This window comes from Ruegeria sp. L11, assembly GCF_056531755.1.
Window position 1 is genome coordinate 939,305 of sequence record NZ_JBQFMI010000001.1, and the last position, 13,683, is coordinate 952,987.

The 13,683-nt window shown below is 57.3% G+C and carries 15 protein-coding genes; 5 read left to right on the forward strand and 10 right to left on the reverse strand.

Annotation, left to right across the window (positions count from 1 at the left end; genetic code table 11):
- Nucleotides 1–8: 8 nt before the first annotated feature.
- From ACR0CE_RS04625 to ACR0CE_RS04640, 4 genes are read left to right on the forward strand one after another with little or no spacing between them, the layout of a single operon-like run.
- Nucleotides 9–1,211, forward strand: coding sequence for a formate dehydrogenase subunit gamma (locus ACR0CE_RS04625; protein WP_480505505.1), 1,203 nt, complete (start codon nucleotides 9–11; stop codon nucleotides 1,209–1,211).
- Entirely contained in the window at nucleotides 1,212–2,474 is a 1,263-nt protein-coding gene (locus tag ACR0CE_RS04630; RefSeq protein ID WP_480831139.1) for a c-type cytochrome, read from the forward strand.
- A 13-nt stretch (nucleotides 2,475–2,487) separates the two neighbouring features.
- Nucleotides 2,488–2,613, forward strand: a complete 126-nt coding sequence (locus ACR0CE_RS04635) for a hypothetical protein (protein ID WP_480485904.1) — start codon at nucleotides 2,488–2,490, stop codon at nucleotides 2,611–2,613.
- Nucleotides 2,614–3,486, forward strand: coding sequence for a substrate-binding domain-containing protein (locus tag ACR0CE_RS04640; protein ID WP_480485906.1), 873 nt, complete (start codon nucleotides 2,614–2,616; stop codon nucleotides 3,484–3,486).
- A gap of 64 nt (nucleotides 3,487–3,550) precedes the next feature.
- On the opposite strand, the gene ACR0CE_RS04645 is transcribed toward ACR0CE_RS04640, so the two are convergent.
- The 10 genes from ACR0CE_RS04645 to ACR0CE_RS04690 form a co-directional block, all read right to left on the reverse strand.
- Nucleotides 3,551–4,366, reverse strand: a complete 816-nt coding sequence (locus tag ACR0CE_RS04645; protein ID WP_480831141.1) for an ABC transporter substrate-binding protein — start codon at nucleotides 4,364–4,366, stop codon at nucleotides 3,551–3,553.
- A 20-nt stretch (nucleotides 4,367–4,386) separates the two neighbouring features.
- Nucleotides 4,387–5,121 carry an ATP-binding cassette domain-containing protein gene (locus ACR0CE_RS04650; RefSeq protein ID WP_480831143.1) on the reverse strand — a complete coding sequence of 245 codons (735 nt, stop codon included), beginning with the start codon at nucleotides 5,119–5,121 and terminating at the stop codon, nucleotides 4,387–4,389.
- On the reverse strand, nucleotides 5,114–5,827 hold the full coding sequence (locus ACR0CE_RS04655; RefSeq protein ID WP_480481334.1) for an ABC transporter permease: 714 nt from the start codon (nucleotides 5,825–5,827) through the stop codon (nucleotides 5,114–5,116). Before ACR0CE_RS04655 ends, ACR0CE_RS04650 begins: the two co-directional genes overlap by 8 nt.
- A gap of 159 nt (nucleotides 5,828–5,986) precedes the next feature.
- Nucleotides 5,987–6,976, reverse strand: a complete 990-nt coding sequence (locus ACR0CE_RS04660; protein ID WP_480553276.1) for an ABC transporter substrate-binding protein — start codon at nucleotides 6,974–6,976, stop codon at nucleotides 5,987–5,989.
- 60 nt (nucleotides 6,977–7,036) lie between these two features.
- A complete protein-coding gene (locus tag ACR0CE_RS04665) occupies nucleotides 7,037–7,882 on the reverse strand; it encodes an ABC transporter permease (RefSeq protein ID WP_267364134.1) in 846 nt (281 codons plus the stop codon).
- Nucleotides 7,879–8,796: an ABC transporter permease gene (locus tag ACR0CE_RS04670; protein ID WP_480565157.1), complete on the reverse strand. Its 918-nt coding sequence runs from the start codon at nucleotides 8,794–8,796 to the stop codon at nucleotides 7,879–7,881. Before ACR0CE_RS04670 ends, ACR0CE_RS04665 begins: the two co-directional genes overlap by 4 nt.
- Complete coding sequence (locus ACR0CE_RS04675) at nucleotides 8,793–9,236, reverse strand: N-acetyltransferase family protein (RefSeq protein ID WP_480831146.1); 444 nt, start codon at nucleotides 9,234–9,236, stop codon at nucleotides 8,793–8,795. Before ACR0CE_RS04675 ends, ACR0CE_RS04670 begins: the two co-directional genes overlap by 4 nt.
- Nucleotides 9,226–10,023, reverse strand: coding sequence for an ABC transporter ATP-binding protein (locus ACR0CE_RS04680; protein ID WP_209595940.1), 798 nt, complete (start codon nucleotides 10,021–10,023; stop codon nucleotides 9,226–9,228). The genes ACR0CE_RS04675 and ACR0CE_RS04680 overlap by 11 nt, the downstream gene beginning before the upstream one ends.
- A gap of 54 nt (nucleotides 10,024–10,077) precedes the next feature.
- Nucleotides 10,078–11,532 (reverse strand): dihydropyrimidinase, encoded by a 1,455-nt coding sequence (gene hydA, locus ACR0CE_RS04685; protein WP_480481340.1) that lies wholly within the window; start codon nucleotides 11,530–11,532, stop codon nucleotides 10,078–10,080.
- A 92-nt stretch (nucleotides 11,533–11,624) separates the two neighbouring features.
- Nucleotides 11,625–12,875: a Zn-dependent hydrolase gene (locus tag ACR0CE_RS04690; RefSeq protein WP_480831148.1), complete on the reverse strand. Its 1,251-nt coding sequence runs from the start codon at nucleotides 12,873–12,875 to the stop codon at nucleotides 11,625–11,627.
- A gap of 172 nt (nucleotides 12,876–13,047) precedes the next feature.
- Between ACR0CE_RS04690 and ACR0CE_RS04695 the strand changes: the two genes are divergently transcribed.
- Nucleotides 13,048–13,656: a TetR family transcriptional regulator C-terminal domain-containing protein gene (locus tag ACR0CE_RS04695; RefSeq protein WP_209504191.1), complete on the forward strand. Its 609-nt coding sequence runs from the start codon at nucleotides 13,048–13,050 to the stop codon at nucleotides 13,654–13,656.
- The last annotated feature ends 27 nt before the right edge of the window (nucleotides 13,657–13,683 follow it).

Sequence of the window (13,683 nt, forward strand, 5' to 3'; positions counted from 1 at the left end):
AGGTTCAGATGCTCCGCTTTCTCATCGCTTTTCTGTTTACCCTTGGGCTGACCTTTTCGGCAGCCGCCCAAACGACCGATGACAGCAACGCAACGCCTGAAAGGGCGGGAACCGGCGGAGCGACGACCCTCGAAGACATCCTCGCCCGGCAACGTGGCGAGAAGGTGAATAACCGCTATCGCTCCGGCAATACCGGTCAGAGCAATGTAGAAGGCCTGATGGGTCAGCTTGGCACCCGTGGTGTCGCGTCGGATAGTGATGTGTACCGTGCGTTGCGTTATGGCTCGGCCGATGTGACCGTATCGTCAAACGGCCCGGCGGCAAGCGTGCTAATACAGGATGGCGGCATGTGGTGGCTGAACTTCCGCAGCGGACCGCTGCGCGAATATGGCACCTATATCATCGCCGGGATGCTGGGCATCATTCTGCTGTTCTTCCTGATCCGTGGGAAAATCCGCATCGATGGAGAGAAAACAGGCCGCACAGTCACCCGTTTCAACGGAATTGAACGATTTGGCCATTGGCTGTTTGCAGGATCGTTCCTGATCCTCGGCATTACTGGTTTGCTCACGCTCTATGGCCGCGACTTCCTGATTCCGATCTTCGGCAAGGAGGGTTTCGCTACCATCGCATTGGGCTGTAAGTGGCTGCATAACAATCTGGCCTGGGCCTTTATGCTGGGTCTGATCATCGTCACGGTGAACTGGATTGCTCATAACATCCCCAACCGGACCGACCTGAAATGGCTCGCCGCCGGAGGAGGGTTGTTCACCAAGGGCAACCACCCGCCCGCCCGGAAATTCAATGCGGGGCAAAAGATCATTTTTTGGGCCTGTATTCTGTTAGGCGTGTCGATCAGCCTGTCCGGCTTGTCACTGCTGTTCCCGTTCGAGATGCCCCTGTTCGCCAAGACCTTCTCGGTCGCAAACGCGACGGGCATTCCGCAGGCGCTGGGTCTGACCTTGCCGGTGCAGATGTCACCTCAGGAAGAGATGCAATTCGCCCAAGTCTGGCATGTCATGATTGCCTATGTGTTCATCGCGATCATCGTTGCGCATATCTATCTCGGCTCGGTCGGGATGGAGGGCGCGTTTGACGCCATGGGAACCGGAGAGGTCGAGGAACAATGGGCGCGCGAGCATCACTCACTCTGGCTTGAAGAGGTGCAGGAAAAAGAGGCTGGTAAAGCAGCCGCCTCACCCGCTGAATAGATGCGTGGGCTGGTTCTGGCGCTGGTGCTGGTTCCCCTGCCCGCCGTGGCAGAATTCTTCACGCTGAAAGGGCATGGCGGCCCCATCATGGGCATCGCCACCGCGCCTGACGGTCGCATCGCAACAGCCAGTTTCGATAACTCTGTGGGTCTTTGGACCGGGCAAACCCCAGAATGGTACGAAGGTCACGAAGCCGCCGTGAACACAGTCGCGTTCAACGGCTCCGCTTTCTTTTCTGCCGGAGACGACTTCACCCTGCGCAAGTGGCCCAGCGGTGAAGTCATTGGCCGACACAAGGGCAAGATTGTCAGCCTTGCGGCTTCAGAAACCGTAATTGCGACCGCCAGTTGGGATGGAACAATCGGCCTGTGGCCTGTCGATGGCACTGAACCCACGCGGCTTGAACCGACCGGCAGTGGCGTGAATGCGGTCGCATTTTCACCTGACGGCACGCAACTTTATTCGGCGGGAGTCGACGGCGCTTTGCGGCTATGGGATGTATCCAGCGGGCAGGAAACAAGACGTCTGGTCGAGCACGGGTTCGGCATCAATGAACTGGCCCTGAATGCACAGGACAACTGGATCGCCTATGGTGCGGTTGACGGTGTCACGCGTATCCTTGACCTTGCCACCGGGGAAGAGCGCGATTTCACTCTGGACCGCCGCCCGATCCTTGCCCTTGCGCTCAGCCCGGATCGGAAACTTTTGGCCGTAGGCGATGGCGAAGGGTATATTATGGTCATCGACACCGTCGATTGGCGCATTGCACAGGATTTTCGCGCCACGTTGCGCGGTCCGGTCTGGGCTTTGGCATTTTCCAAAGACGGTAAAAACATCCATGCGGGCGGACTTGACGAGGCGATGTACAGCTGGCCTGTGGACGCTCTGTCCGACCAACACCAGATGGCCTCGGCAGAACCGAGTTTCCTGAAAAATCCTGATGAGATGGACAACGGGGAACGCCAGTTTGCGCGCAAATGTTCGATCTGTCACAGCCTGTCCTCCGATAACGCGCGACGTGCAGGCCCAACCCTGCACGGTGTATTTGGACGTCAGGCCGGCACGGTTCGTGGATATTTGTACTCGGATACATTGCAAGGCTCTGATATCATTTGGAATGACGAGACAATAAATGCCCTTTTCGACGAGGGGCCAGACCACTACATTCCGGGGTCGAAAATGCCGATGCAGCGAATTGCCAAAGCACAGGATCGCCAGGATCTTATTGCTTTTTTGCGTCGCGCAACAACTGACCGGAACTGAACCGGAGGAGCCCATGAAAGCCTTTCTTGCCGCCGTCGCCGCGATGGTCGTTATTGCAGGCGCAGCCCCGCTTGTGCTGGAACAGATCGGGTTCAGCACCGCTGACACTACGTCCGGCATCGCCGTGCGCCTCGACTGAATGGCGCAATATCTGACCACCCGTGAACTGGCCGATCTGCTGCGCATTGGCGAGCGGAAGGCCTATGACCTTGCCTCGTCAGGCGAGGTGCCGTGTGTGCGCGCCATGGGCAAGCTGTTGTTTCCGCGGGCCGAGATCATTGCCTGGCTCAACGCGTCGCGATCCGGCCCTCAAGTCGCAGAACCGCCCCTGCCCCCGATCATAGCAGGCAGCCACGATCCCTTGCTGGACTGGGCGCTGCGTGAAAGTGGGTCGGGGCTGGCCACCTATTACGACGGTTCTTTTGATGGCCTGATCAGGCTCAGTGAACGAAGCGCACAGGCCGCTGTGTTACACATCCACGAAAATGGCGGATTCAACAAGGAATCCCTGCAAGACACTTTGGGCGAAGCCCCGGTGATCCTATATGAAGTCGCCCGACGTGAGCGTGGATTGCTTCTTGCCCCGGGCATATCCGACATCAATTCTTTTGACGACCTCAAGTCACGCACCGTCATACTGCGTCAGGACAGTGCGGCAAGCCAGCGCCTGTTTGACGCCCAACTGGACGCCCACGGCCTGCGCCGGGATGATCTGGACATTCGACCCGGCTGCGCACGTACAGAAGAAGAACTTGCGATCGCCCTGCATGACCGGAAGGCCGAGACCGGTTTTGGGCTTGGCGCCCTAGCCGGTCTCTACAACTTAGGTTTTGTCCCCACTCATTCCGAGCGGCTGGATCTTGCCATCTGGCGTCGGGCCTTTTTCGATCCGCCGATACAGAAACTGCTAACCCTGTTGCGCTCGGGTCAGTTCGCCCAGCGGGCGCGCGAGTTCGGCGGCTATGACCTGTCTGGTCTTGGCACGATCCACCACAATGGGGCCAGCGGGTGAAAATCCACCCGCGCCTTCATCTTTTCAAAAATACTCGCCCCGCAGGGGCTGGCCGCAGGCCAGCTTATTGCGCATTGGGGAAAAACACCTGCTGACCGTCCAGCTGGAAAGAGGCGATCGCCTGCTGCCCGTCGAGCCCGGTCAACCAGTCGATGAAACGCTGACCAGCGGCCGCCCGTACATGCGGATGCTTTTCAGGATTCACGAGGATCACACCATATTGGTTGAATAGACGCGGGTCGCCTTCGACCAGGATCTCAAGATTGCCTCTGTTACCAAAGGACAGCCACGTCGCCCTATCTGTCAGAGTGTACGCGTCCATGCCGCTGGCTACGTTCAGCGTCGCCCCCATACCTGAACCGGTTTCCCGATACCAACTGCCGGACGCGCCGGTTGGGTCAAGCCCCGCAGCCGACCAATGCCGCAGCTCGGCCTTGTGCGTTCCACTGTCATCACCGCGCGACGCAAACGGGGCTTCAGCCTTTGCAATCGCTGTAAGAGCGCTCAGAATGTCGGCACCACCGCGAATTCCAGCGGGATCTGCCTTGGGGCCCACCAATACAAAATCGTTATACATCAGGTCCTTCCGCTCCACGCCATATCCATCAGCGACGAATTTCTCTTCGGCGGATTTGGCGTGAACCAGCAGGACGTCTCCGTCACCATTGACGGCATTGCGGATTGCCTGACCGGTTCCTACGGCCACAACGCGCACGTCAATGCCCGACTCGGCCTCGAACCACGGCAGAATATAGTCCAACAGCCCCGAATTCTGGGTGGATGTCGTAGACTGCACGACAATGAACGGTGTCTCTGCCAAGGCCGCATTTGCCGACAGACCAAAGGCTATCACCGCTGCCCGAAATATTGCGCGGAACATCATTTTCTCCGTTTTATATTTTAGGTAACCAATCCACCCGCGAGGTAGCGACGCGATGCTTCGCTTTCGGGGGTATCCAAAACCTGTTTTGCGGGGCCGTGTTCAACCACATGACCGCCCTGCATCATGACCACATCCGACGCCAAACGACGGGCCTGGCCAATATCATGTGTGACCATCACGATCCGTACACCCCGCGCCGAGGCGCGCAGAACCATACGTTCGATCATCTGTGTCGCGCCGGGATCAAGGGCGCTGGTCGGTTCGTCCAGAAACAGTGTTTCCGGCTCCAGCGCCAAGGCACGCAAAATGGCCAGCCTCTGGGCCTCGCCCCCCGAGAGCGACCGGGCAGATTGCCAGGCCTTCCCCTCCAGCCCGCCTTCGGCCAGCAACTCGATGATACGTGCCTTTCTCGCCGCTCGCCCCATGCCCTGACGCTTGAGGACAAAGCCCAGGTTTGCGGCAACAGACCGTCGCAACAGAACCGGTCTCTGAAATACCATGGCTTGGCGCGATTTCTGCGCGGCGCCCAGAGGGTTTCCGTCCTGCACCACCCGCCCGCGATCCGGCGAGATCAGGCCATGCAAACACCGCAGCAACAGGCTTTTGCCCGCACCGTTGGGGCCAAGAAGCAACGTCGGCCCCGGACCATCCAGAACCAATGAAGGAACATCCAGCAAAACCTTGCCGTTGCTGCGAATTTGCACTTTTTCAACCGTCAGACAGTTCGACATGTCATAGGTCACGTCACGCATGGCGCAACCCCTCCTGTTCGGCCCGCAAACTGACCGCGCTGACCATCGCGTTTACCGCAATTGCAATCCCGATCAGGATCGCCCCCAGCGCCAGTGCCAGCGACAGATTTCCCTTCGACGTTTCAAGCGCAATGGTTGTCGTCATCACGCGGGTCACATGATTGATGTTTCCGCCAACGATGATAACCGCGCCCACCTCGGCGATGGCGCGTCCGAAACCGGCAAGCAAGGCCGTGACAAGTGCCAGTCGCGCATCCCACAACAAAACCGGGACCGAGGCCAGCCGTGACACGCCCAAGGACCGCAGCTGTTCTGAATATTCCTCAGCCAACGTTTCAACAACCTGGCGCGTCAGAGCCGCGACAATGGGAGTGACCAACACCACCTGCGCGATGATCATGGCGGTCGGAGTGTACAAAAGCTCAAGCACCCCCAAGGGGCCCGAACGGGACAGCATCAGATAGACCAGCAGGCCCACGACAACCGGTGGAAACCCCATCAGTGCATTCATCAGGACGATCAGCATCCGGCGGCCGGGGAACCGGGCGACGGCCAACGCAGCCCCCACGGGCATTCCGATCAGAGCAGAAACAAGCACCGCAAACACGGACACTTTCAGAGACAACAGCACAATTGCCCACAGCTCAGAATCTCCCCCAAGGATCAAGGCAATCGCAGCGCTGAATTCTGATGAAAATTCCTGCATTTTATTCCCTATAGTCGACCCTTCGTATAAAAACGCGTAAGTTTACAGGGAAATACTACTTTATATCGGTGCCAAGTACAGACACAATTCCGACACCACGAATGCGAAACGCGGCCCCGATTGGGACCGCGCTTTTGACCTTCAAACTAACGGTTAGCGTCAGTTCAGAGCAGCGTCCGTAATCTGGTGCGTCCAGGCCCCTTCAGGTGTCTTGGTGATCACCGGGTCAGAACCTCCGGCCAGCAGGGTACCAACGGTGCGATCAAAATCCGCCGGGTCCAGCGCGCCGTTCGAACCTGCGGTCAACTTGGCGATCTCACCCATCATGCGTTTCTGATGTTCTTCCGTCTGCGCACCCGTTGCATCGTTCTCCAGCACGATATCCGCTGCTTCATCGGGGTTCTCCTCGGCGTATTTCCATCCTTTCATCGAGGCGCGAACAAACCGCTGCATCTTGTCGGTGAAGGCCGCATCGCTGAGATTTTCTTCCAGAACGTAAAGACCATCTTCCAGCGTCGCGACACCCTGGTCTTCGTATTTGAAGGTTACCAGTTCATCCGGGCTGACACCGGCATCGATGACCTGCCAGTATTCATTGTAGGTCATGGTGCTGATACAATCCGCCTGACGTTGCAGCAGCGGATCGACGTTGAAGCCCTGTTTCAGAACTTCCACACCGTTGTCGCCTTTCCCATCAGTGCTGATGCCCAACTGGCTCATCCAGCTCATGAACGGAAATTCATTGCCAAAGAACCAGACACCCAGCGTGCGATTCTTCAGGTCCTCAGGCGACGAAATACCGGCATCTTTCCAACAGGTCAGCATCATGCCTGAGCTTTTGAACGGCTGGGCGATGTTCACCAACGGCAACCCTTTTTCACGTGCGGCCAGAGCGGCAGGCATCCATTCAACGGTCACATCAGCACCGCCGCCCGCAATCACCTGTGTCGGAGCAATGTCAGGCCCGCCGGGCAGAATGGTAACGTCCAGCCCTTCTTCCTCGTAAAAGCCCTTGTCCTTGGCAACGTAGTAGCCCGCGAATTGTGCTTGCGTGACCCATTTCAGTTGCAGTGTCACTTCATCCGCCGCCAGCGCCGTACTGGCTGCCAGACCAAGGGCGGCAACCGCCCCGCTGAATAGCTTGTTCATCTTCATTTCTCCTAGTTGCTTGTTGCGCCCGATTTTCAGGGTCTGTTGATTTTCTTCGTCTTATCCGCGTTGTGAGGGGTGCCAGAACGTCACCACTTTTTCGATTCCCGCCACCAGGCCATAAAAGGCCGTACCTGCGATAGCGGCAACAACGATTTCGGCCCAGACCATGTCCAACGACAATTGACCGACGCTGGTGGATATCCGAAATCCCATACCGAGTGTTGGCGATCCGAAGAATTCCGCCACGATGGCGCCAATCAAAGCCAAAGTTGTCGAAATCTTCAACCCATTGAAAATGAAAGGCATCGCCGCAGGCAGCCGCAACTTCAGAAAGCTCTGCCAATAACTTGCAGCATAGGTTTCCATCAAGTCACGCTGCATCGCTGTGGCCTCGCGCAGACCGGCCACGGTGTTGACCAGCATCGGAAAGAACACCATCACAACGACCACCGCCGCTTTGGAATGCCAATCAAACCCGAACCACATGACCAGAATGGGTGCCGTCCCAACGATGGGCAAAGCCGCGACGAAATTCCCGACTGGCAACAGCCCCAAACGCAGGAAATCCCACCGATCGACGGCAATCGCCATAAGGAAGGCCGATCCACAGCCGATGACATATCCGCTGAGCGCCCCTTTCAGGATTGTCTGAACAAAGTCGGCCCAAAGAATGTCAAGGCTACCTGCAAATCGCACCGCTATGGCAGACGGTGCCGGCAGAATGACCAGCGGCACTTCAAGCCCACGGACCACCAGCTCCCAGGCTCCAACAATGGTCAGACCAAAAATCACCGGTGCCAGAAAGCGTACCATCTGGCTGTCGGCTTGCGGGCCACTGGCCAATCGGCTGTTCAACCACCAGCCGAAAGCCCACAGCAGCAAAGCAAAGACAACCAACATCATTGCGCCATCCCCATCCGCTTCAGAACCGACCGTTCAATCAATCCCAGCAAACCGACCAGGCAGGCAGCCAGAATGGCCGCAGCAAACAGCGCTGACCATATCTGCACGGTTTGACCATAGTAACTGCCTGCCAGCAACCGAGCACCCAATCCTGCGACAGCGCCTGTCGGCAGCTCACCCACGATTGCGCCGACCAACGACGCCGCGATACCGATCTTCAACGAGGTGAACAGGTATGGCATCGACGCCGGCAGGCGCAGTTTCCAAAACCCCTGCGATTGGCTGGCATTATAAGTCCGCAACAGGTCAAGTTGCATCGCGTCAGGGCTGCGCAACCCTTTGACCATACCGACGACAACCGGGAAAAAGCTCAGATACGCTGATATGATCGCCTTGGGAATGATCCCCTGAACCCCGACCGAGTAAAGAACCACGATAATCATCGGCGCCAGAGCGATAATCGGGATCGTCTGGCTAACGATAGCCCATGGCATGACCGACAAATCCATCACGCGGCTATGCACGATCCCAACGGCCAACAGGACACCCAGCCCGGTCCCGATGACAAAGCCCAGCATCGTAGCGCTGAGTGTCACCCACCCATGAAAGATCAGCGATCTTTTCGAGTTGATTTTCTTCAGAACAGTTGTATCCCACAGTTCAATCGCCACCTGATGAGGTGATGGCAAACGGGGCTTGCCTTGCTCCCAAGTTGCTGGAATCGCGAACGAATTATTCAGAACCAGACCGAACTCTCCCAGATCCCGGCGCGCACTTGCGGTGGGTGGCTGAACCTCGGCACCGCCACGTTCAAGCTCGGTCAAAACCCCTTTGATGTTCATCGGAACGCAAGCGACATACCAGAACAGAACGATCACGGCGACGACGGTGAAAACGGCTATGATCTGCTTCATGCGTGCCACTCCATTCGATAGACGGGCACTGTATCCGGCGGTACGGGTGGTTCTTCGGCAGTTACCTCGAACCCTTCACGGCGGTAAAACCTCTGCGCGGCCTGATTGGGTTTGTGTGTTGTCAGCCAAAGATGGGTCCGACCCTGCTTCGCCTTGGCAACGAAACGCTTGCCAATTCCCTGCCCCGTCCGGCTGCAATACAACGCACCGATTTTACACTGCGCCGGATCTAAGGACATGTAGCAATCAACCGGATCACCCGCGACCCAGATCTCGCGACTGTCGAACGCTTCATGGATCAGGGTCGCCAATTCCTCCACCGGCAATTCATCAGGCATCCAGTCCGTCTGCGAGGCCCAGTTGTAAATCACGCGGGCACAAGCCGGCACGTCACTTACCACGGCCCGTCTGATGGTTTCTGCCCCCGGATCAGTCGTCATAAGAATGCCCCGCCCGCAACCCGTCGCGAACACGATGGGCCACTTCGATGAATTCCGGAGTGTCACGAATGTCCAACGGCCGTTCCTTTGGCAGCGGGCTGTCGATCACATCCGTAATCCGCCCCGGCCGCGGGCTCATCACGACAATTTTGGTGCTCAGATATACGGCTTCGGGAATCGAATGCGTCACGAAGCCGATGGTCTTTTCTGTTCTGGCCCAAAGCGCCAGAAGCTGCTCGTTCAAGTGGTCTCGCACAATCTCATCCAAAGCGCCGAACGGCTCATCCATCAACAAGATATCAGCATCAAAGGCCAAAGCCCGGGCGATGCTGGCGCGCTGCTGCATCCCACCGGATAACTGCCAGGGAAACTTTCCTCCAAATCCTTCAAGATCAACCAGTTCCAGGACTTTTCTCACCCTTTCCTCCTGCTCGGATGCGGAATAGCCCATGATCTCAAGCGGCAACTTGATGTTCTTTGCTATGGTGCGCCAGGGATAAAGGCCCGCTGCCTGAAAGACATACCCATAGGCCCTGTTCCGCCGTGCTTCGTCCGCTGTCATTCCGTTGACAGTCAGCGACCCGCCGGTCGGTGTCTCCAAGGCCGCAATACAGCGCAGGAAAGTGGTTTTCCCACAGCCCGAGGGGCCAATGAAACTAACAAATTCACCCTTGTCGATCGTCAGGTTCACGTCTTTCAACGCGTGAACAGGCCCGTCATTGGTTTGAAAGGTGAGGTCAAGCTGCCTTGCTTCGATGACGTGCTGGGTCGTGCTTTCAGTGGTCATTCTACTGCCTTGAAAAGAGTGGTGCCGGGGCCGCCCAGACAGCGGCCCAACGGATCAAACCCCCGTCGCCGGGATACCTGTCCGCTCAACTGGCCGAGGGGCGGTTAGTTCTTTCCACGCGCTCAAAGCCTTGTTGACGGTCGTATTTGCCTCGCGCGCAACGAACTCGCCATGGCCTTCCTGCGTGCGGATTTCACCATCATGTACCGCAACCTGTCCGCGGGTCAGCGTAAAGCGCGGCAGGCCTTTGACCTCTTTGCCCTCAAACACGTTATAGTCAATCGAAGATTGCTGCGTACTGGCTCTGATCGTTTTCGTTTTTTCAGGATCCCACACGACGATATCTGCATCCGCTCCAACAAGGATCGCGCCTTTTTTCGGATAGCAATTCAGTATCTTGGCGATGTTTGTTGAAGTCACCGCAACAAATTCATTGGGCGTCAGGCGTCCGGTATTCACACCATGTGTCCACAGCATCGGCATCCGATCCTCCAGACCGCCGGTCCCGTTCGGGATCTTGGTGAAATCCCCAACTCCAAAGCGTTTCTGTTCGGTCGTAAAGGCGCAATGGTCGGTTGCCACAACACTCAGCGATCCTGATTGCAGGCCATTCCACAGGCTGTCCTGGTGCTGCTTATTGCGGAACGGAGGGCTCATTACCCGCCGCGCGGCGTGATCCCAATCCTGATTGAAATATTCACTTTCATCCAGGGTAAGATGCTGAATCAGCGGTTCGCCCCACACTCTCTTGCCCTGCATTCGGGCCCGGCGAATGGCCTCATGAGACTCTTCGCAGGATGTATGAACAACATAAAGCGGCACGCCCGCCATATCAGCGATCATGATGGCCCGGTTGGTGGCCTCACCTTCCACCTGCGGTGGTCTGGAATAGGCATGCGCTTCGGGGCCAGAGTTCCCCTCGGCCAGCAGCTTGGCGCTCAGCTCGGCAACGACGTCACCATTCTCGGCATGCACCATTGCGATTCCGCCCAGTTCGGCCAAACGCCTGAACGAGGCATAAAGCTCATCGTCATTCACCATTAATGCGCCTTTATAGGCCATGAAATGCTTGAACGTGTTGATGCCGCGCGTCTCGATCACGGTCTTGAGGTCGTCAAATACCTGTTCACCCCACCATGTCACTGCCATGTGGAACGAGTAGTCGCAATTCGCCCGAGTTGATTTGTTGTCCCAGCGCTTCAGGGCATCCAGCAGGCTTTCGCCCGGATTGGGCAGCGCGAAATCAACAACCATCGTCGTGCCCCCCGCCAGGGCCGCCCGCGTACCGCTTTCGAAATCGTCGCTGGAATAGGTGCCCATGAACGGCATTTCCAGATGGGTATGCGGATCAATCCCGCCGGGCATCACATAACAGCCGGTCGCGTCCAGCTCGTTATCCCCTTTCAGACCCATCCCGATCCCGGTGATGACGCCGCCTTCGACCAATACATCCGCCTTGTAAGACAAATCCGCGGTGACAACGGTTCCGTTTTTGATAACAGTACTCATTTTGAACTCCCTGATGCGGTCTGCGCCGCTTGCTTCATCTGGCCAAAAATATCCCGGGGGAGTCGCCCAATGGGCGACGGGGGCAGCGCCCCCTATTCCACGATTTCGGCAGTCTCGACCACGGCATGCAGCAGGACATCTGCCCCGGCTGCTGCCCAATCCTTGCTGATCTCTTCAGCCTCATTATGGCTCAACCCATCAACACAGGGGCACATGACCATGGCGGTCGGGGCCACACGGTTGATCCAGCAGGCATCATGCCCCGCGCCCGAGATGATGTTGGTATGCGAATAGCCCAGCCTTTCAGCCGCATCGCGCACGGCAGACACGCAATCGTCGTCGAACTTCACCGGATCGAAACCGCCGACTTTCTCGAATTCGATCTGCAGGCCCATTTCTTCGACAATATCTTCCGCCGCCACCCGCAGGCGATTTTCCATGTCGGAGATCACCTCCAGCTCGGGCGAGCGGAAATCGACCGTGAAAACGACTTTTCCAGGGATTACGTTGCGAGAATTCGGGAATACGTCGATATGCCCCGCGGCACCGACCGCATGCGGTGCATGAGACCAGGCGATTTCGTCCACTTTCTCAAGAATGCGCGCCATCGCAAGCCCGGCATTCTTGCGCATCGGCATCGGGGTTGAACCGGTATGGGCATCCTTGCCGGTCACCGTGACCTGTGTCCAGCTCAGACCCTGACCGTGGGTGACGACGCCGATATCCTTTCCTTCGGCTTCAAGGATCGGGCCTTGTTCGATATGCAACTCAAAGAAAGCATGCATTTTGCGCGCGCCGACTTCTTCTTCGCCGCGCCAACCGATCCGGTTCAGCTCATCCCCGAACTTCTTACCCTCGGCATCTTCACGGCCATATGCCCAGTCCTGCGTGTGCATTCCCGCAAAGACACCAGACGACAGCATGGCAGGCGCATATCGCGTCCCTTCCTCGTTAGTCCAGTTGGTTGCCACGATGGGATGTTTTGTCTTGATCCCGAGATCATTGAGCGTGCGGATAATCTCCAGCCCGCCCAGAACGCCCAGCACACCGTCATATTTTCCGCCGGTCGGCTGCGTATCCAGATGCGATCCCACATAGACCGGCAAAGCGTCCGGGTCGGTGCCCTCACGATGCGCAAACATGTTGCCCATCTGGTCCAGCCCCATGGTGCATCCGGCCTCTTCACACCATTTCTGGAACAAGGCGCGGCCTTCGGCGTCCTCGTCAGTCAGAGTTTGCCGATTATTCCCCCCCGCAACACCGGGACCGATCTTGGCCATCTCCATCAGGCTGTCCCACAACCTGTCGCCATTGATCCTGAGATTCTGCGCCGGAGCTGCCATTGTCTTGTTCCCTGTTTGCTTGCGATTTTGCTCGCTATTGGTGTCTTGATTTGACCAACTGGTCAAACTCACGCTATCACGGGTTCGGTATCAGTCAAGAAATTGCGCGGCAAAGCCTGAAATTTCAGTGTAATCCGTGCCTATCCGACGAAAAAAGAGACACACTGAAATCATGCCGAAAGACCGCGCACCGACTCGTATCCAGAAGAAGAACCGAGCCGCGATTCTCGAGGCTGCCCTGAATGTGTTTTCCGCACACGGGTTTCGTGGGGCGACCGTCGATCAGATTGCTGCCGAGGCGGGGTTGAGCAAACCCAATCTCCTCTACTATTTCGCGTCGAAAGAGGCGATCCACACCGAATTGCTTTCGGGCTTGCTGGAAACCTGGCTGGCGCCCCTGCACGATCTGGATGAGACCGGTGATCCGATGGAGGAAATGCTGGCCTATATTCGCCGGAAACTGCAAATGAGTCAGGAGCTACCACGGGAAAGCCGCCTTTTTGCCAATGAGCTTGTGCAAGGTGCCCCCCGCATTCACGACGCTTTGTCCAATGATCTCAAACAACTGGTTGACGAAAAGGTCACCATTCTCACCAATTGGATGGATCAGGGCAAAATCGCGCGGTTGCACCCTTATCATCTGATGTTTTCGATCTGGGCGCTGACGCAGCATTATGCCGATTTCGACGTTCAGGTGCGGGCTATTCTGGGTGACGAAAACCCGTTTGAGGGTGCAGAACCCTTTGTCGATACGCTGTACCGAAAGCTTCTGACGCCATGAATGCAGGGGCCGCGTCAGCGGCCCCTC

Coding starts and splice junctions, on each gene's coding strand:
- ACR0CE_RS04660 (WP_480553276.1), bottom strand. CDS start 6,976: ATGAACAAGCTATTCAGCGGGGCGGTTGCCGCCCTTGGTCTGGCAGCC.
- ACR0CE_RS04645 (WP_480831141.1), bottom strand. CDS start 4,366: ATGTTCCGCGCAATATTTCGGGCAGCGGTGATAGCCTTTGGTCTGTCG.
- ACR0CE_RS04650 (WP_480831143.1), bottom strand. CDS start 5,121: ATGCGTGACGTGACCTATGACATGTCGAACTGTCTGACGGTTGAAAAA.
- ACR0CE_RS04655 (WP_480481334.1), bottom strand. CDS start 5,827: ATGCAGGAATTTTCATCAGAATTCAGCGCTGCGATTGCCTTGATCCTT.
- hydA (WP_480481340.1), bottom strand. CDS start 11,532: ATGAGTACTGTTATCAAAAACGGAACCGTTGTCACCGCGGATTTGTCT.
- ACR0CE_RS04670 (WP_480565157.1), bottom strand. CDS start 8,796: ATGAAGCAGATCATAGCCGTTTTCACCGTCGTCGCCGTGATCGTTCTG.
- ACR0CE_RS04625 (WP_480505505.1), top strand. CDS start 9: ATGCTCCGCTTTCTCATCGCTTTTCTGTTTACCCTTGGGCTGACCTTT.
- ACR0CE_RS04695 (WP_209504191.1), top strand. CDS start 13,048: ATGCCGAAAGACCGCGCACCGACTCGTATCCAGAAGAAGAACCGAGCC.
- ACR0CE_RS04690 (WP_480831148.1), bottom strand. CDS start 12,875: ATGGCAGCTCCGGCGCAGAATCTCAGGATCAATGGCGACAGGTTGTGG.
- ACR0CE_RS04680 (WP_209595940.1), bottom strand. CDS start 10,023: ATGACCACTGAAAGCACGACCCAGCACGTCATCGAAGCAAGGCAGCTT.
- ACR0CE_RS04675 (WP_480831146.1), bottom strand. CDS start 9,236: ATGACGACTGATCCGGGGGCAGAAACCATCAGACGGGCCGTGGTAAGT.
- ACR0CE_RS04630 (WP_480831139.1), top strand. CDS start 1,212: ATGCGTGGGCTGGTTCTGGCGCTGGTGCTGGTTCCCCTGCCCGCCGTG.
- ACR0CE_RS04635 (WP_480485904.1), top strand. CDS start 2,488: ATGAAAGCCTTTCTTGCCGCCGTCGCCGCGATGGTCGTTATTGCAGGC.
- ACR0CE_RS04640 (WP_480485906.1), top strand. CDS start 2,614: ATGGCGCAATATCTGACCACCCGTGAACTGGCCGATCTGCTGCGCATT.
- ACR0CE_RS04665 (WP_267364134.1), bottom strand. CDS start 7,882: ATGATGTTGGTTGTCTTTGCTTTGCTGCTGTGGGCTTTCGGCTGGTGG.